This window comes from Cutibacterium modestum (genome assembly GCF_008326345.1).
Lineage (GTDB): Bacteria > Actinomycetota > Actinomycetes > Propionibacteriales > Propionibacteriaceae > Cutibacterium > Cutibacterium modestum.
The window spans coordinates 784,612-802,096 of sequence record NZ_BJEN01000001.1 but is presented as its reverse complement, the minus strand read 5'-3'; the positions used below and the strand labels follow the sequence as shown (position 1 = coordinate 802,096).

Annotated in this window: 17 protein-coding genes and 2 pseudogenes; 12 read left to right on the top strand and 7 right to left on the bottom strand. The window is 60.4% G+C overall.

The genetic code is table 11. The features are described 5' to 3' along the window. The first annotated feature begins 20 nt into the window (after positions 1–20). Positions 21–218 carry a hypothetical protein gene (locus F1563_RS04025; protein WP_002527760.1) on the top strand — a complete coding sequence of 66 codons (198 nt, stop codon included), beginning with the start codon at positions 21–23 and terminating at the stop codon, positions 216–218. A gap of 4 nt (positions 219–222) precedes the next feature. On the opposite strand, the gene F1563_RS14050 is transcribed toward F1563_RS04025, so the two are convergent. Together F1563_RS14050 and F1563_RS14045 are read right to left on the bottom strand one after the other, a co-directional pair. Beyond that, the gene (locus F1563_RS14050; protein WP_002527759.1) at positions 223–624 is read right to left on the bottom strand and encodes a hypothetical protein; all 402 of its coding nucleotides are present in this window, start codon (positions 622–624) and stop codon (positions 223–225) included. Positions 625–1,020: 396 nt separating this feature from the next. Continuing rightward, a pseudogene (locus tag F1563_RS14045) lies at positions 1,021–1,092 on the bottom strand (hypothetical protein); the annotation flags it as partial. Positions 1,093–1,195: 103 nt separating this feature from the next. On the opposite strand from F1563_RS14045, the gene F1563_RS04015 reads away from it, so the two are divergent. Then, positions 1,196–2,497: a glutamine synthetase family protein gene (locus F1563_RS04015; RefSeq protein ID WP_002527758.1), complete on the top strand. Its 1,302-nt coding sequence runs from the start codon at positions 1,196–1,198 to the stop codon at positions 2,495–2,497. A gap of 33 nt (positions 2,498–2,530) precedes the next feature. On the opposite strand, the gene F1563_RS04010 is transcribed toward F1563_RS04015, so the two are convergent. Further along, a complete protein-coding gene (locus F1563_RS04010) occupies positions 2,531–3,334 on the bottom strand; it encodes a sterol carrier family protein (RefSeq protein ID WP_036958332.1) in 804 nt (267 codons plus the stop codon). Positions 3,335–3,463: 129 nt separating this feature from the next. On the opposite strand from F1563_RS04010, the gene F1563_RS04005 reads away from it, so the two are divergent. After that, a complete protein-coding gene (locus F1563_RS04005; protein ID WP_172623564.1) occupies positions 3,464–6,415 on the top strand; it encodes a bifunctional [glutamine synthetase] adenylyltransferase/[glutamine synthetase]-adenylyl-L-tyrosine phosphorylase in 2,952 nt (983 codons plus the stop codon). Here the strand turns inward: F1563_RS04005 and F1563_RS04000 are convergent. After that, positions 6,409–7,731, bottom strand: a complete 1,323-nt coding sequence (locus F1563_RS04000; protein ID WP_007433623.1) for a threonine/serine exporter family protein — start codon at positions 7,729–7,731, stop codon at positions 6,409–6,411. The two genes, F1563_RS04005 and F1563_RS04000, sit on opposite strands and share 7 nt — an antisense overlap. 6 nt (positions 7,732–7,737) lie before the next feature. Next, entirely contained in the window at positions 7,738–8,919 is a 1,182-nt protein-coding gene (locus tag F1563_RS03995; RefSeq protein ID WP_002546515.1) for a Nif3-like dinuclear metal center hexameric protein, read from the bottom strand. Between the two features lie 272 nt (positions 8,920–9,191). Here F1563_RS03995 and F1563_RS14040 point away from each other — a divergent pair. Together F1563_RS14040 and F1563_RS03980 are read left to right on the top strand one after the other, a co-directional pair. Beyond that, positions 9,192–9,443: pseudogene (locus F1563_RS14040) on the top strand (YdcF family protein); the annotation flags it as partial. 242 nt (positions 9,444–9,685) lie between these two features. Further along, entirely contained in the window at positions 9,686–10,093 is a 408-nt protein-coding gene (locus tag F1563_RS03980; protein WP_149302565.1) for a DUF4232 domain-containing protein, read from the top strand. 82 nt (positions 10,094–10,175) lie between these two features. On the opposite strand, the gene glnA is transcribed toward F1563_RS03980, so the two are convergent. Beyond that, the gene (glnA, locus tag F1563_RS03975) at positions 10,176–11,597 is read right to left on the bottom strand and encodes a type I glutamate--ammonia ligase (RefSeq protein ID WP_002533775.1); all 1,422 of its coding nucleotides are present in this window, start codon (positions 11,595–11,597) and stop codon (positions 10,176–10,178) included. A 112-nt stretch (positions 11,598–11,709) separates the two neighbouring features. On the opposite strand from glnA, the gene F1563_RS03970 reads away from it, so the two are divergent. The 3 genes from F1563_RS03970 to F1563_RS03960 are packed head-to-tail and all read left to right on the top strand — an operon-like array spanning position 11,710 to position 13,888. Next, positions 11,710–12,132 carry an RDD family protein gene (locus F1563_RS03970; protein ID WP_002527751.1) on the top strand — a complete coding sequence of 141 codons (423 nt, stop codon included), beginning with the start codon at positions 11,710–11,712 and terminating at the stop codon, positions 12,130–12,132. Positions 12,133–12,137: 5 nt separating this feature from the next. After that, on the top strand, positions 12,138–13,250 hold the full coding sequence (locus tag F1563_RS03965; RefSeq protein ID WP_002527750.1) for a glycosyltransferase: 1,113 nt from the start codon (positions 12,138–12,140) through the stop codon (positions 13,248–13,250). A gap of 23 nt (positions 13,251–13,273) precedes the next feature. Beyond that, complete coding sequence (locus F1563_RS03960; protein ID WP_002527749.1) at positions 13,274–13,888, top strand: DedA family protein; 615 nt, start codon at positions 13,274–13,276, stop codon at positions 13,886–13,888. 73 nt (positions 13,889–13,961) lie between these two features. On the opposite strand, the gene F1563_RS03955 is transcribed toward F1563_RS03960, so the two are convergent. Continuing rightward, a complete protein-coding gene (locus F1563_RS03955) occupies positions 13,962–15,347 on the bottom strand; it encodes a PTS transporter subunit EIIC (protein ID WP_002527748.1) in 1,386 nt (461 codons plus the stop codon). A gap of 216 nt (positions 15,348–15,563) precedes the next feature. Here F1563_RS03955 and F1563_RS03945 point away from each other — a divergent pair, with 216 nt between their 5' ends. The 4 genes from F1563_RS03945 (at position 15,564) to F1563_RS03930 (ending at position 17,340) form a co-directional block, all read left to right on the top strand. Beyond that, complete coding sequence (locus F1563_RS03945) at positions 15,564–16,286, top strand: GntR family transcriptional regulator (protein ID WP_002527747.1); 723 nt, start codon at positions 15,564–15,566, stop codon at positions 16,284–16,286. Next, a complete protein-coding gene (locus tag F1563_RS03940; protein WP_036958311.1) occupies positions 16,286–16,534 on the top strand; it encodes a PTS sugar transporter subunit IIB in 249 nt (82 codons plus the stop codon). Before F1563_RS03945 ends, F1563_RS03940 begins: the two co-directional genes overlap by 1 nt. An 84-nt stretch (positions 16,535–16,618) precedes the next feature. Continuing rightward, complete coding sequence (locus F1563_RS03935) at positions 16,619–16,894, top strand: PTS sugar transporter subunit IIB (protein WP_002527745.1); 276 nt, start codon at positions 16,619–16,621, stop codon at positions 16,892–16,894. After that, positions 16,894–17,340 carry a PTS sugar transporter subunit IIA gene (locus F1563_RS03930; RefSeq protein ID WP_002527744.1) on the top strand — a complete coding sequence of 149 codons (447 nt, stop codon included), beginning with the start codon at positions 16,894–16,896 and terminating at the stop codon, positions 17,338–17,340. The genes F1563_RS03935 and F1563_RS03930 overlap by 1 nt, the downstream gene beginning before the upstream one ends. Positions 17,341–17,485 lie beyond the last annotated feature (145 nt).

The following is a 17,485-nucleotide window of genomic DNA, read 5'->3' as shown; positions in this document are numbered from 1 at the left end:
AGCCAGATGAGGGGGATGTTGTGGCCGATCAGGGCGAATACTTCTGGTGCCTTAAGCACCACGCCGTCGAGGGAGCTGGGGAGTGTAGGGCGGCCGACCATCTTGGCCCCTACCCGACTCCTCAGGCGGCAGCCGAGGCACTAGACACGGTGGCAGCGCGCAACGCTGCCTGGGACAACGATCCACGCTTCAATGACGACGATGACGGCGACGACTAGACCGTCAATCCACTTTGAGAGATTCCCGGGCGTGATCGACCAAAGCCTGACGGGCGGAATCCCCGATCGTGGCGGAATTGAAGTGCATCCCGAGGAAGTCGGTTTGGCCGGTGTTGACGACTACGACGTCAACAACATCGCCTCGCACCTGCGGTAGGTTAGGCAGTGAGACGTAGACCTCACTGCGCTTCCACCATGCCGGATGGCCACCGATGGTCAGGGCTTGTGAGCGGATTTCCCTTTCTCCTGTATATCCCATGTAATAGTCGGAGCTGGCGAAGCAATCCATCATCATGGATGCGGCCGTCTGAGGATTAGAGAACCCCTCGGCAACCGGCAAGCCGCCAACTCCCGACACACTCATCCAGCCGGGATAGACGTCGTCGATCTGTGCTGACTGTCCCATGACCCATGGCAGGGTAAGGTTTTCGTGACGCCAGTTCGGGATGGACTCCACCGAGACCCCACCGCCATGCAGACGGCCGTCATTGGAGCCCTGATTTCCGGGATGTTGACCTTGCGGGCAGGTGACGGCTGAGGAACTGGCAGACGGGGTGTTCGACTTCTCATTCCAGGCTGAGACCGTCGGAGATGACGAGTTGAGATCAGGCTCAGCGTTGTGATCTTGAGATGTGCCTCGATGTAAGACGAACGCAGCAACAACAGTGACGACGAGAATGACGATGATGATTGCCCAGAACCATTCCGAGCTGCGACCGCCGTCAAGTCCACGTCGGCCTTCTCCGCCTTGCTGTGGGGCGGGATCGGGGGAAGTAGTAGTGCGATCGGTCCATCGCTCGCCGTCAAACCAGCGATAGCGATCCGGGGTGCCGTCAGGGTCTCGATACCACCCCGCTTGAGGACCCGAAGCCATGTCAGCAGTCTACAGAAGCCAGTCTCAACCCTGTTACCCGCTCGAAACACACCACAGGCACACTGGAAGAGTGAACAGGCAGACTGAATTTGTCCTGCGTTCCATGGAGGAACGCAACATCCGCTTCGTGAGACTGTGGTTCACCGACGTTTTGGGATCCTTGAAGTCCGTTGCCATCGCCCCAGCTGAAGTCGAGGGAGCTTTCGCTGAGGGGGTGGGCTTCGACGGCTCAGCTATCGAGGGGTACGCCCGCGTCTATGAGGCAGACATGGTGGCCCACCCCGACCCGGCTACCTTCCAAGTGCTGCCATGGCGCTCGGGTACTGGTACCGCCAGGATGTTCTGCGATATCACCAATCCTGACGGAACTGCCTCTGCAGCCGACCCCCGTCACGTCCTTAAAAGGACGATGGGTCGTGCCGCCGACATGGGCTTCACGTTCTATGTCCATCCAGAGATCGAATTCTACCTGCTCAACGATGAACACCATCCCGGAGAGTTCCCCGTGGCGCTGGACAACGGGGGCTACTTCGACCACACCACTTTGGGGGCGGGTACCGACTTCCGTCGCGATGCCATTAACGTCCTGGAACAGATGGGTATCTCGGTGGAGTTCAGTCACCACGAAGCCGCCCCCGGGCAGCATGAAATTGACCTTCGCTACGCCGATGCGTTGACGATGGCTGACAACATCATGACTTTCCGGGTGGTCATCCGGGAGATCGCTTCCCTCAAGGGGATTAAAGCCACCTTCATGCCTAAACCCTTCACCGATCACGCAGGATCGGGCATGCACTCCCACGTCTCCCTCTTTGAGGGGGACACCAACGCCTTCTATGACGCGGCTGACGAGGCCCGCATGTCGCCGGTTGCCAAACACTTCGTCGCCGGTCTTTTGCACCATGCTCCGGAGATCACCGCCGTGACAAACCAATGGGTGAACTCCTACCGGCGACTCTTCGGTGGGGGAGAGGCGCCCAACTACATTTGTTGGGGTCGCAATAACCGCTCGGCTCTGGTCCGTATTCCGATGTATAAGCCCGACAAGGCTTCCTCGGCTCGGGTGGAATTGCGCTCTATTGATTCTGCCGTCAATCCCTATCTGGCCTATTCTTTAATGCTAGCTGCCGGTTTGGATGGCATCGAGAAGGAATTACCACTTCCAGAGGAAGCATCCGACGATGTTTGGCAATTGTCAGCTCGAGAGCGTCATGCACTGGGTATTAAGCGTTTACCGCAAAGTCTGGGTGCTGCGATCCGCTGCATGGAGGAGTCCGAACTCGTGGCCGGGACCCTCGGCGAACACGTTTATGACTACTTCCTGCGCAATAAGAGAGCGGAATTTGAGGAGTACAACCGGCAGGTCAGCCAGTTCGAGCTTGATCGTTACCTGCCACACCTCTAAACAGAGGTTCCAACGGGTTGAATCGACGTCCGATCAATCGTCAGCAAGAATGTCGCGGAAGATCCCAGCCATATCGACTACTGGTAAGACGCCAGCAGCGTCGTCGACGTGGGATCCAGACGCTTGAACTCGCCCCGCTGAGCGCATTTCCGACCAGCGCGAGAAGCCGGTGGCCAATCGCAGGAAGGTGACAGGGTCGGTCTCGGCCACGTTAGGTGGGGTACCTCGGTGGTGGCTGGGACCCGACTCGGTCGCCGCCAATTGAACTGCGCACGCAGGCGGTATCCGAAGCTCAATCGTGCGACCACCGTGGGTCTCGTCGAGAACGGCCGACAAGGTGCGGCAACTCTCAATAATCGCCAGTGACGGAATGTCGATGCCATCGTGCAAGCCTATAGTGACCATCGCGAGCAGAGTGGCCCGCAGATGGTCGGTCACACGCACTGGTCCTACAAGGGAATCTGCTGTTGCGGACGGCCCTGGGGTGGCGAGCAACACCGACCCCACTTCATCCAGAAGACGCTGAGCCTGTCCAGCAAGACGGCTAGCGGTGTCGTCAGCAATGATCTCATGACCAATGGCTGCCAAGGTGCCGGTGGCCTTGTGACGCTCATTAATCACCCGTGCCAGAGTCATCGGTCTAATGGTCGTTGGCGTCGTGACCGTCTGCAGGGTGTCGGTGAAAATCACCATGAGATAGGCAATGTGGCGACGGCCCCACAGCTGAGCCTCCCCCGGGCTGAAGCTGCCAGTCTTGGGTTGAGGCAGCAAACACCGGGCGGTCGCCACCCACGTAGTCGCCAACCGCCTCACGCCGCGTTTCGCGCGTGCTGCCATGATCGTCACCTCAACAAAACTAGGAGTACCGAGTTGCACGGACCGTACCCCCATTCGACGTCGGCGTGACGACTGGGTAACACATTGGTGCTTCTCGTCGGCTAATGTGCCACCGAGGGGGTGGTCGCGGTGGATCGCAAACCGAGTGTCGCGATAGACTTATTGCGTCTGGGAGTGATGGACACTACTGCGGCTCTGGCCAGCCACCACCGAATCGCTGAGGCCTTCGGGGCCGACCCCGACCGACTGGCGGATTGGGAGTACTACCTCGAGACCTGTTGCGACCCCGATCTAGCCCTTGATGCCCTTGCCGATCTTGCACAGGAATATGCACAGTGCGTTGGTGAGTTGCTCGGCGATGACGCTTCGGCCTGCCGGTTGGTTCGGCTCTTGGGTGCATCCAGTGAATTCGGCCACCACCTTATCGCTCACCCCGACGACCTTGCAGAGGTCACCCGCGATCCGGTCCGCCTCGGTCGTGATGAGATCCTTAACGATCTACTTGAAGTCGTTGGCGCCCACCGAGAAGGCGAGTTTATGGTCGCCGAGACGCCGATCGGCCCAGCATCAGATCGGCTGAGACTGGCGAACCGACGTCATTTGGTGCGGATTGCGTCGCGGGACGTCGACGCTGACGACCCAACCGAGATCATCGAAGATATCGCAGCTGAGTTAGCCGATCTGGCTGACGCCATTGTTACTGCAGCTTTGGCCCTGGCACGAGCTGACTGTCCTAATCATGCCGATGCTCGGCTGGCCGTTGTCGCGATGGGAAAGTGCGGAGCTCAGGAACTCAACTACATCTCTGACGTCGATGTCATATATGTCGCAGAACCAGCCCGCGACGATGTTTCAGGCCCCCGCGCGGTGACTATTGCGACCAAGTTGGCAGCTTCGGTGGCGAAAATGTGTTCCGCCCACACGGGGGCTGGATCAATTTGGCAGGTTGACGCTGCCCTGCGTCCGGAGGGCAATGCCGGGCCTTTGGTGCGCACCATGGATTCAATGCGCACGTACTACGAGAAATGGGCGAAGAACTGGGAGTTTCAAGCTTTGCTCAAGGCTCGTCCGATGGCAGGTGATCTGGACTTGGGCCAGCGATTTGTTGAGATGGTCTCCCCAATGGTGTGGCAGGTGGGAGAGGCCGAGAGATTTGTGCCAGAGACTCGCGCGATGCGCACCAGAGTTGTTTCTCTTATCGCTGCCAAGGAGAAGGGACGCGAAATCAAGCTTGGTGCCGGGGGGTTGAGAGACGTCGAATTCACCGCGCAACTGTTGCAGTTGGTGCACGGGCGACAAGACGAGTCGCTGAGGGTACGTGCCACCTTGCCGGCCTTGCGAGCCTTAGCAGCGGGCGGGTACATCTCGCGAGGCGCGGCTGAACGCCTTGAGGAGGCATATCGGGTAGAACGCGTCATGGAACATCGTGTGCAGATGTTCCGACTGCGACGTACCCATCTGCTTCCAGACGACGAGGACGGTCTGCGTCGGTTAGCCCGTGCGGTTGGCCTGCACACCGCAGACGAAGTCCGTGGGGTCTGGACGGCGACGTCGAAGGCAGTGTTGCGTGCCCACGGCCAAGTGTTTTATTCGCCCGTAGTCGAGGCGGTAGCGCGCATTCCCACCCGGGATCTGCGGATGAGCCCGGAGGCCGCGAAGGTGCGACTGAGCGCATTGGGATTTCACGATGAGGACGCCGGTCTGCGCCATATCGAGGCGCTCACCAGCGGCACCAGCCGGGCAGTGCGCATTCAGACCGCGCTCATGCCGGCCATGCTCGCGTGGCTGGCTGACGGCCCGAGCCCCGACCATGGGTTGCTGGCTTTTCGTCAAGTATCTGAAGCGCTGGGGGAGTCGCCGTGGTACCTCAGGGCTCTGCGTGACGAAGGGGCGATGGCTCAGCGATTAGCGGTGGTGCTGTCGACGTCGAGATACGCCGTCGACGTGCTGACCCGAGCACCGGAGACGGTCCAGGTGCTCGTCGATGACGACCTCACTCCACTGGGCCGAGAGGATCTCACCCGACAAATGAACGCTGTGGCGCGACGTCACCACGACGTCGAAGAGGCAGTCAAGGCGATTCGGGCAGTACGGCGTCGCGAGCTTTTCCGGATCCTTGTCGCCGATATCCTCAACGTCGTTGACATTCTGCATATTGGCAAAGCCCTGACTGATCTCACCGGAGCAACCATCGATGCGACCTTGGCCGCGGTTTCACGGGGAATTGAAGACGCCCCACAGATCGGAATCGTCGCGATGGGCCGCTGGGGTGGCCAGGAATTGTCCTACGGATCCGACGCTGATTGCCTCTTCGTCGTCGGCGACGGTCCGGGAGCAGGTGAGAAAGCACTGAGGATCGTCACCAGGCTACGCAACCTGCTTGCCAAGCAGGGGGCCGACCCCGCTGTCGTTTTGGACGCTGATCTGCGCCCGGAAGGACGGTCGGGCCCGATGGTACGGAACCTGAAGAGCTATCGGAAGTATTATGGAAAGTGGTCAAGTACCTGGGAGTCCCAGGCCTTGCTGCGGGCTAGTCACGGTGCCGGTGACCGGGAGCTGACGACTGAGCTGTTAGGATGCCTCGACGCCGTGCGTTACCCGGCTGACGGTCTGACAGGAAGCCAGCTGGCAGAAATTCGCAAGCTCAAGGCGAGGATGGAATCGGAGCGGATTCCTCGTGGAGTGGACCCGAGGCGACATCTCAAGCTGGGGCCCGGAGGCTTATCTGATATTGAGTGGACAGCTCAAGTTATTCAATTGCAGCATGCCGGCGACGAACCAGCTTTACGCACCACCTCGACGATCAAGGCCCTCGATGCCGCTTTGGCAGCCGGTTACATTGACGGGGAGCAGCACGCTGAACTGTGTGATTCCTGGTTGGCCGCGAGCCGATTGCGTAACGCGATCATGATGGTGCGCGGTCGTCCGAGTGACGTTATTCCTTCGGACTCGACGGATCTCGACGTCATCGCCAGAGCCTTGGGAATGGGCCGAGGCGCATCTGAGCACCTCATCGAGGATCATTTGCGGCATTGCCGACGCGCATCAAGGGCTGTTGACGCGGTGTTTTGGAATCAATGATCGTCCTTGGAGAATTTGAAGGCATGCGGACTGGGGACTGGTAGGTTTCGAGCCCATGCAGGATCCGTGCACATCCGAGCTACCGCCAACCCGCATGCGATGAGGATGACAGTGAGGACTGCGTCGACGCCGAAAGTTAGTGCTTTCGTCATGTCCTGTCCATTGAGCCAGTACACAGTGCGGTACATCGACGCCCCGGGGACCATGATGACGCAGGCTGGAACGGTCAATGTGATGCGTGGCAACGTGGTTCGGGCCGATAGCGGACCTGCGAGAAAACCAATAATTACGCCGCCAACCCCAGCCGCCAACTGGGCCGGAAGATTGACGCTGACAAGGGCAAGGCGGCAGAGGTTCCCACATGCCCCCAGAGCCGCGGCCCAGGCGACCGTGCGCGGTGGGGAATTGAAGATGACGGCAAATCCGGCAACTCCGCATGCTGTCGCCACCGCATAGGCAAGCCATGCCCACGGGTACGGGAAGACCGTCTGAGCAGGCAGCGGTTGCAGGCCGGTAGCTGCTGAAAACATCCAGGCAGACATAGTGGCGGCAAGGATGAGACCGAAGGAATAGGCTGCCCGACTTAAACCTGCCGTGAAGTCCATGCGGACCATGTCAAGGATCGAAGTTATCATCGGGAAACCTGGTACGAGGAACAGGAGAGATGCGACGTAGCCCGGGCCGTGAATGGTATGCAGGCCAGTGTTGGTCAGCAGATCCGCCAACATGAGGTATACCAAGCAGGCTGCGGCTGAGGCCAGAGCTGCGACCCCAAATTGATTGAGCCAGCGGCGGTTGAGGCGGCCGCGCACAAACTGGCCGACTGACGCCGCCGCCAGGACTACGAGGGAGTCAGCGAGAGAGAACTTATTGAGGATGGCGAATCCAGCGCAAGCGACGCCACCAGCCAGGATCGTCTGCCATTCCGCCCACTTGGTGCGCACCGTGCGTGAAATGTAGTCCAATCGTGATTCCAACTCACGCCCGGTCGTGCCAGTCGGCAGGTTATGGGCAAGGTCCTCAAGGGCGGTGATACGTGAGGAGTCGACGCGCACCCGGTAGACCTCACGTGCGACCGTACGGAAGTTATCCCCGCGGTGGGCAGTCGCGGTGATCTCGGTAAGACCAACGGTGGCATCGAGTCGGTCAATGCCCAAGGCAAGCCCGGCATCGGACATCGCCCTCTTCACCCGGTAGGAGCCGGTGCCAGAAGACAGCAGCATTGATCCCAACCGGATGACAGCTTCGGTGTCATTGACGAATTCGAGGTCATGGCGAATGTCGTCTCGATGGTCTGGGCGATCAGTGCTTGTCACGTCCTTTTATTGTGCCACTGCCGCTCCGATGACCCAGGGATCGGTTCGGATACCTAGATCCTGACAGGGAATTCCTAGTTCGTCATGGAGGCGACGAGCAACATCGGCGCACCAAGGAGACTCAGATGCCCAGTGCGCGGTGTCGATGAGGGCAGGGCCGCCGGCGCGAAGATGTTCATCAGCAGGGTGGTGACGCAGGTCGCTGGTGAGATAGACGTCAGCACCGCTGGCTACCGCGGCGTCAAGAAGAGAGTCTCCGGCGCCAGAGCACAGAGCCACTGTGGTGACGAGCTGGTCCGGGTCACCGGCGGCACGCACCCCCCACACAGTGCTAGGGAGCCGCCCGGACACGCGCTGGGTAAAACTGCGGAGGGTCATTGGCTCGTTGAGGTGACCGACGCGCCCAATTCCGGGTGTGTCAGGGCCAGGGCAGGAACCAGAGTCAATGGTCTTCACGTCGTAAGCAGGCACCTCATAGGGGTGAGCATCAACAAGGGCCTTGCGTACCGTGGAGCGTATGACGGTCGGCGCGACGACGTGGATGCGTACTTCCTCGACGGTTTCAATCTGGTTGGTGGTGCCGAGGGCCGGATGAGACCCGTTGAGGGGGCGGAACTGGCCACGCCCCACCGTCTCGAAACTGCACAGGTCGTAGCCGTCAAATTGCCCCGCTCCCGCCCCGAAGAGGGCATTGCGCAGTGCCTCAGCGGCATCGACTGGTACTTGGACTCCCCACAGGTCGACTGGCTGTGCTGCCGGTTCCAGGGGACGCTCGACGGTCACCCCCAACAACCGAGCGAGCACGTCATTGACCCCGCCGACTGCGGCGTCGGCGTTGGTATGGGCACTCATGAGGGCAATGCGGTGGCGAATAAGCCGGTGGACGATGCGCCCCTTGGGCGTATCCGCTGCCACCGACGTGGCGCCCCGCATCAGAAGAGGATGGTGAACGACAAGCATATCGGCGTGGGCCTCGATGGTGGCATCAACGACGACGTCAGTGGCTTCCAGAGCACAAGCGATCCGCCTGACGGTGTCGTCGGGATCCCCGCACACCAGACCGGGGGCGTCCCATGATTCTGCCAGCGATGGCGGATACCACTGATCCAGAGTGGCGCGCACCTGGCTGACAGTGATCTGGTCGCTGCAGAATTGCGGGATAGAGGTGCGAGAGGAATGGTCTGCCATAGCTTCACGGTAGCTGAGGCTATGGCCGTTCGCCGACCCGTGACGATGATGGTGTGCATGACTGTTGCAAGAAGGCTCCCAATCGTGTCCGATATAGCCAGGCAATTAGATGTCAGCTCGGTTCCTTCGTAGTCGGTGCGTGGCAGGGTTTCGGGATGATAGGCGAGTTGTTAACGCGATGGGGCGGGGTGAGATGGTGATTGGGCTTGCCCTGTGCGTGATTCCCCTCGCGTTCTATGCCTGGCTGGTCGATCGACGCCCCGATGCGTGGAGCAATGGCTGAGTATCTGGTCGAGCACGGAATTTCTCGCGAGTGTGTCGTTGTGGAGAACTAGGCTGCGAATACCGACGAGAACATCTCTTTGAGACATGAGTTCTTGGTGCATCGACGGCGACCTACTTCCTGCCTAGCGCGATGCTGCGAGAACACATCGCCATGCTAGTGTCGCGGCCATGGATCAACGGCATCATGCTGATTCTTGTATCGGTTTTTCTGGCCTATCGTGACTGTGGCGCTGCGATGAAGATGGGGCGTGTGGTGACGGTTGTCGCAGCCGTAGCAGCCATAGCTGGGTGCTCCAGAACTACCCCTGCGGTGCCTGAGGCCGTTGTGCCCACCTCATCAGTGATGTCGACGCCGAGGTATTCACCGCGTCCACAGACCAGCACTCTGCCGCAACGGACGATCAGTGCCACGGCGCAACGAGTGACCAGCGTTGGTGGAGCGCAAGGAGCGTTGACGTGTCGCCGAGGTGAGAAGGCCGCTATGGCGTTTAGTGATATCGGTGCGGCTCTGGGCGCACGGATAACGATGCTGACGATTCGTAATTGTGGGTCTTCAGTGATGACCCTGCCCGTCATGCCACAACTTCGCCAGACCACCGAGGCTGGAGTCCGAGTGCCAGTGGCGTGGCAACCTTATGACCCCGAGGCCAGGACAAAGCGATTAGCTCCCGGGAAGGTCACGAGTTGGGAGTTGTCCTGGCATTCCAATGGCGACTGTGAGCACCGCGGAGCATGGCGGCTGGAAGCTAAAGTGGGGGCGACAACGGCGATGCTGGTGGGATGCCTAGACCTAGGGAGCTCCTACGCTTTAACTGGAGAATCTTCGACAGGACCCGGTGGCTCCGACGCCGTTCCAGTGCCTGAAGCCGCAGTGAGGTGGCCGGACTGAATTACGGGTGTGTAATTCGAGGCTTGTTTTACTACGTCGCCAGGGGCGCAACCGTAGTTGCGCCCCTGGCGAGTGGATCGACTCAGATGTCGTAGTACAGGTCGAACTCGTAGGGGTGCGGACGTTGCTGCAGGGCAGCCAGGTCGCCACGCTTGAGTTCGACCCAGGTCTCGATGAGATCCGGGGTGAACACATCACCGGCAAGGAGAAACTCGTGGTCGGCCTCGAGATTGTCAAGGACCGCTCCCAGGCTGCCCGGCACGTGGTCCATGGCGGCATGCTCCTCGGGAGGGAGCTCGTAGATGTCCTTGTCGACCGGCGCGGGAGGCTCGATCTTGTTCTGGATGCCGTCCAGGCCGGCCAGTAGCAGGGCGGCGAAGGCCATGTAAGGGTTGGCAGACGGATCTGGGCAACGGAATTCGACGCGCTTGGCTTTCGGGTTCGGGCCGGTGATCGGGATACGCATGCAGGCGGAGCGGTTGCGCTGCGAGTACACCAGATTGACTGGGGCCTCGAATCCCGGCACCAGGCGGTGGTACGAGTTGGCCGAGGGGTTGGTGAAGGCCAGCAATGACGGTGCGTGCTTGAGGATGCCGCCGATGTAGTAACGGGCGATGTCAGAAAGCTGGGCGTACCCGGACTCGTCGAAGAACAGCGGCTCGCCGCCCTTCCAGATCGACGAGTGAACATGCATACCTGAGCCGTTGTCTCCAAAGATCGGCTTTGGCATGAAGGTGGCCGTCTTGCCATGCTGCCAGGCGACGTTCTTGACGATGTATTTGAATTTCATGACGTCGTCGGCGCTGCGAGACAGGGTGTCGAAACGCCAGTTGATCTCGGCTTGGCCTGCTGTGCCGACCTCATGGTGGGCACGCTCGACCTTCATGCCAAGGCTCTCCATGATGGTGACGATTTCGTCACGTAGATCACCGAAGTGGTCGGTCGGGGCGACCGGGAAGTACCCACCTTTGTACTTCACCTTGTATCCGCGGTTACCGCCATCCTCGGTACGTCCGGTGTTCCATGCTCCCGCCTCGGAGTCGATGGAGTAGTACGAGGTGTTCTGACGAGTGTCAAAACGGATGTCATCGAACACGTAAAACTCGGCTTCGGGAGCGAAAAAGGCAGTATCGCCGATTCCGGTGGATGTGAGGTAAGCCTCAGCCTTACGCGCGATGTTTCGCGGATCACGGCTGTAGGCTTCCTTCGTGATAGGGTCATGGACGTTGAAGTTCACGATGAGGGTCTTGCGCTCGCGGAAGGGATCGACCCAAGCGGTCGTCGGATCGGGCAGCAGGGCCATGTCCGACTCGTTAATCTTCTGGAAGCCCCGAATAGAGGATCCGTCGAAGGCCAGACCGTTCTCGTACTGGTCCTTGTCGAACTCTCGGGCAGGGACGGTGAAGTGCTGCATGATACCGATGAGGTCACAGAAGCGGACATCGATCATCTCGATGCCCTCCTTCTTGACATAGGCAAGCAGGTCGTCGGGACCTTCGAACATCTTTCCTCCATCAACATGACTGGTGATGTATTCACGGTAGTCCGTGCGGGTTGCTCACCCGTCACCGTTGTGTTTCGAGCGTGTAACAGGTCGTGCCGGTAGAATTCATTAGGTGAGTGGAACCGAGGCAGCCCCAGGAGTCTCGATTGGGCTGCCCGCTGCGGGGCGCGGTTCGCTGGCTAGTTGGGGCAAGCGCGTCGGGGCCCTCGTCATCGACTGGGGAGCCTCCATGGTGCTTGCCAGTGCCATCTTTGGCCCGGCAGTCGTCCGGGGCGGAGGTTGGCCGATGTGGATGCCGATGGCGGTGTTCTTCGTCGAGTCCGTCCTGTTCACTGCCGTGGCAGGTGGTTCCTTCGGCCAGATCGTGGCTCGTGTCGTAATTATCCGCCTCGACGGTCTCGGCCCGATTGGATGGTGGCGGGCAGTGATTCGGACTGCTATGAAATGCCTCATCATTCCCGCTGTTGTTATTGGTGCCGAACGTCGCGGACTAGACGATCTCGTGCTCGGCACTGTCGTCGTCAATCGCAAGTGAGATATATGCGCATCATGGTTTTGTCTCGAGGGATTCCGAGCCTCGAGGCTCCGCTGCGGGGCATCTTCGAGTATGACCAGGCAATAGCACTGCGTCAGCAAGGCCACGACGTCGTCCTGGCTGCCCTTGATGCCCGTTCGGCTCGCCACTGGCGGAAGTTCGGAACCCGAATCGAGCATGCCTTAGATCGCCGTGACGGTATTACGGTAGTGAGGCTGGACGTGCCTCTGGGAGCTGCCTTTGCGCGCATAGATCACCGAGTCCATGCCATTGCGGCCCGGCACCTGCACCGCGTCGTGACCTCGGAATGGGACACCCCCGACATCATCCACGCCCATTTCGCCAGATTTGCTGCTGCCGCCGCCAGAGCTGGCTTCCCGGAACCGTTGGTGTGGACCGAACACGATTCTCACTTAGCTCACCCGGATCGCCGTCTTACTGAGGACATCGTGACTGCGGGCAACCGGGCCGACGCGGTGATCAGCGTATCCCAGGGGCTCTGCGACAGATTGGCTGGGTATGGCGTGGCCTCGACGGTGGTCCCTAACATCGTTGACGTCGAGCTATTCGACCGGCCTGGCCGACGTCACGAAGGGGCGGTCGTCATCAGCGTCGCCACCCTCAACCCGGGCAAGGGCATGGTCGAGTTGGCGCAAGCCGCTGAGCGTCTACCCGAGGTCCAGTTGAGAATCATCGGAGATGGACCGCAGCGGCGCCAATTGGAGGCCATAGCCGCCGATAATCCACGCATCGTCGTATTGGGTCCCCAATCCCGTGAGCGTATCGCTGAGGAGCTTGCCGGGGCTGACGCCTTTGCCTTGGCATCCCATGCCGAGACCTTTGGCGTCGCTTGCGCCGAGGCCCTGGCAGTTGGCTTGCCGGTCCTGACGACGGCCTGCGGCGGACCGCAAGAGTTTATTGACGATTCCAATGGCTTGGTGGTCCCGGTTGGGGATGTTGACGCGCTGACTGACGGGTTGGGTCGGGTATTAGCTAGGCCGTGGGATCGCGAACAGATCGCTGCGCGAGCTCGCTCCCGGTTCGCGGCTGGTCCGGTCGTTGATCAGTTGGAGGCGGTCTACCGACAGGCGATCGCTGACCACGAGTTGGCTGGTTGAGTCCGGGTGGAAGACTGGCAAGCATGAATCTGACCGCATGGATGGCGAGTATCAATGGCGTCATCGCGGCCAATGCCTCCCATCCCTGGGTAATCGGGGCATTATGGGGGTTATGCGTCATCGACGGGTTTTTCCCGCCGGTTCCTAGCGAATCCCTCGTCGTCGCCCTAGCAGCAGTTGGTCACCCGTCGCGGTGGTTCATCATCCCGATAGCTGCTGTGGGTGCGATCTGCGGAGACAACATTGCATATTGGGTGGGGCGCCAGCTTGGCCACACCAAGCTCTTTACCGGTGGACCGAAGCGGCAGAAGACTGTCGCATGGGCGACTCATCAACTGAGGGTCCGAGGCTCACTGTGCATCCTGGTGGCCCGCTACATCCCTGGAGGACGCGTCGTCGTTAACGCGATGGCAGGGGCTACTCGCTTCTCGTATCGGGTTTTCCTACCTGTTGACGCCCTGGCCGGATTGTCGTGGGCCGGCTATGCCACCGCTATTGGGGCAGGGGCAGCCAGCTTCTTGGGCAACAATCACATTCTTGCCGCCACCGTGGGGATTATCGGCGCGATTGTCATTGGTGTCATCCTTGACCAAATACTGCGTCGATTGATGCCAGCGCCTGATACCACCGCAGAGTGACTACGCGGTAGTGCCGTGATGGCGCCCCCAGCATCAGCCAGAGGCGCCATCATGAGTAATACGGGACTTGGGATCAGACTCGCCCCTCCTTCTGGGCGTCTGCCTTACCGGTGGACTTGCTGGCAGCTAGCTGGGCCTCGTCGAAGACGCTAGCGCCGGCGGTGTCGTCACCCTCCTCCTCGCGACCGGGGGTGCGCAAGTTCCACCTGGTGATGGCGAAGCGGAAGGCGACGTAGTAGATGACGGCGTAGACCAAACCGATGAGGATAAGCAGGAGCACTTTTCCGGGGCCACCGGAAAGCTCCGAGGCTCGTCCGAAGTTGATGATGTAGTCAGTCAGACCTGCCGAGAACCCGAATCCGTCCTTGATTCCCAAGGCGTTGCACAGTGCCAGGGAGGACCCGGTGAGCAGGGCGTGCACCAGGTACAGCGGGAAGGCGACGTAGGCGAAGGCGTACTCGAGGGGCTCGGTGATACCGGTGAGGAAAGCTGTGAGGGCGACCGAGATCATGACGCCACCGGTGATCTTCTTACGTTCTGGCTTGGCGGTGTGGTAGATCGCTAAAGCGGCGCCTGGCAGTGCGAACATCATGATCGGGAAGAAGCCAGTCATGAAGGAACCAGTCCAGGCGTTGCTGCCAGCGGCGCCGCTGAAGAAACAAGTGATGTCGCCATGGAGGGTTTCACCAGCAGCATTGGTGCAGTTGCCAAGCTGGAACCACGGTAGCGAGTTCAACAGGTGGTGCAGACCAAAGGGGATGAGTAGCCGGTTGATGGTACCGAATACGAATCCTGTTCCTGGGTTGGACCCGTGGGTCATGATGAAACCGCCGACCTGCTTATTGAACAGCCAGTCGAAGGCCGGGTAGATGACGGCCATGATGACGCCTGCGACGACAGAGGCGGCTGCGGTGACGATCGGCACGAAGCGACGGCCACCAAAGAAGGCTAGGTAGGTTGGCAGCTTGGTTCGGCGGTATTTCTCGTACATCTTGGCTGCGATGAGGCCGATGACGATGCCGCCGAGGACGCCGTAATTGATGATTCCGGTCTCTTTAGAGAAGTACGGAGCGAGGGCGTGGAGGACGCCGCCCTGAGTTTTATCGGAGGTGCCTGCACCGGTAAAGGTGAGGTAGCCAATGAGGGCGGCCAGGGCGGTAGAGCCATCAGCCTTCTTGGCATAGCCGACGGCCACACCCAGGGCGAAGATGAGAGGCAGGTTGTCGAAGATTGCGCCGCCTGCACCGGCTAGCACGTCGGCGACCGGCTGCATCCATGAGGCGTGCTTGGCGAGTCCGTCAGCTCCGAGGACGTCGACAGACCCAAATCGCATGAGCAGTGCGGCGACTGGCAAGGAAGCGATCGGGAGCATGAGGGAGCGCCCAATGCGCTGCATCTGGGAGAACCCGGGTATCTGCCGTTTCTTCTTGGTGCTGGTGGCAACAGCGTCTTTCGCCATAGAAGTTCCTCCACAGTGAGTGCTCATGTCCGAGGTCGTCGCCCACGTCGGTTCTGGCCTCAGGTGGTCCGCGGGGTGGTATGGACCACTTTCTAAAGTACAGACTACTGAGGCGGTCCTGTCAACGCAACGTGCAGAGTTTGTGAACGTCATCATTGCGAGACTTTCGCCATGGTCCATGCTGGGTCGCGCTGTCTTCGGGGGCATAATTCACGCATGAAGTACGTGACCGTGCGGGATTACCTTGTCGAGCTCATCGACACCCGCTTGTCGGTCGGGGACGTCGTGCCTAGTGAGCGGGAACTTGCTGAGCGTTTCGGTATTTCGCGCATGACGGTCCGTCAAGCGGTTGATTCGCTGGTGAGCAGCGGGATGCTCGAGCGTCGTCGCGGCAGCGGCACCTACGTCAGGGCTCCCAAAGTGGATGTGCAGTCGCGCATCTCGTCCTTTAGTGAGGAGATGCGTCAGCGTGGCATGATTCCAGACACCCGGGTGCTGCGCGGTGAGGAGCTGTCGGCCACTCCTGATGTCGCTGTGTGGTTAGGGATCGAGTCGGGAGAGCCCGTTCATTACGTCTACCGTGTGCGGTTGGCTGATGGCGTTCCGATGGCAGTTGAAAAGACCTGGATCGCTGCCCGGGTAATGCCGGATCTGTTGGCTAACGGCGTCCCGGCAAGTATTTACGAGGCGATGACGGCAGCTGGGCTAGCCCCTACCTGGGGTGAGGATGCGATCGAGGCTGTCAGCGGTGACGCGCTGATCTGCGGACAACTGCAGATCCCCGTCGGGTCGGCTGTATTGGCTATCAACCGTCGAACCTATGCCGATGACATTGCTGTCTCTTATTCCCGGGCCTGGTACCGGGGTGATCGCTACAAATTGTGGGTACCGATCTCTGGCCCACGCAGAACCCTGTATCCATCTCGAGGAGGTTCATGATGAAGTGTGTCAAGCACATCTTGGCGGCCTTGGGCGGAATCGACAATGTCGTGTCGATCGAGCCATGCGTAACTCGATTACGATGCCAGGTTCGTCATTGCGGACAGGTCGATGAGCAAGCTTTACGTCGGGCCGGAGCGCACGGGGTCACGATGCAAGGGCATAGCATTCAGGTTATCGTCGGTCCGGACGCCGACCTATTGGCTTCAGACCTGGAGGACTTGTGGGGAGAAGATCGCGAGCCCTGATCGGATCTTGACATCCGGGCGTCTGATGGAGTTCAGTGTTAGTTGTCTGGACCACTTGGAAGGTGGACCAGCATTCGTTCGAAGATGCTCCATGGCGGAGTTTATCTCGAATCAGAGCAAGGAGACACCATGAGCAAGGCAGAACAGATCCTGGCAGCCCTCGGCGGCGACGACAACATCGACGATCTTGAGGCGTGCATCACCCGACTGCGCGTCGAGGTGGACGATCCCGACCTCGTTGACGAGTCTGCGCTTAAAGCCGCCGGCGCCTTTGGCGTTGTCCAGCAGGGCACGTCCGTTCAGGTCGTCGTTGGTCCCGAGGCCGACACCCTCGCTGAGGACATTGAGGACTTGCGCTGATGATGCCAGTCTCCTCACCCATGGCCGGGGACGTCCATCCTCTTTCGGACGTGCCGGACCCGGTTTTCGCCCAAGGGCTCGTCGGTCCCGGGGTCGCCATCGCCCCGGCCGGTGAGGCCAAGGTGACGGTTGTCGCTCCCATCACCGGCCGGGTCGTCAAGCTTCATCCACACGCCTTCGTCATCCAAGCCGAGGAGCTAGGCGTACTCGTCCACCTGGGTATCGACACTGTGCAGCTCAACGGTCGTGGCTTTCTTCTTCACGCCGCCGAAGGAGATCAGGTAGCCGTCGGTACCCCCCTCATCTCGTGGAACCCGAGCGAGGTTGTCGCCGGAGGCCGCTCGGCCATGTGCCCTGTCATCATCCTCGACGCCGCGCCGGAGTCGGTGACGCCGGTCGAGGCTCGGACCGTCGAACCTGGGGCCGCCCTGCTCAACGTCCAGTGACGGACGAGGGTCGCCCCTCGGGCGGCCCGTCGGAGCATCTCGAGCTTCCCCCCGTTCGTGAGGGATCGCGCCAGTTCTGTACACGTTCACATTGGCGATGGGCTCAGCCAAGGGCCAGTCGCACGTCATCGGACGCAGGGCGTCC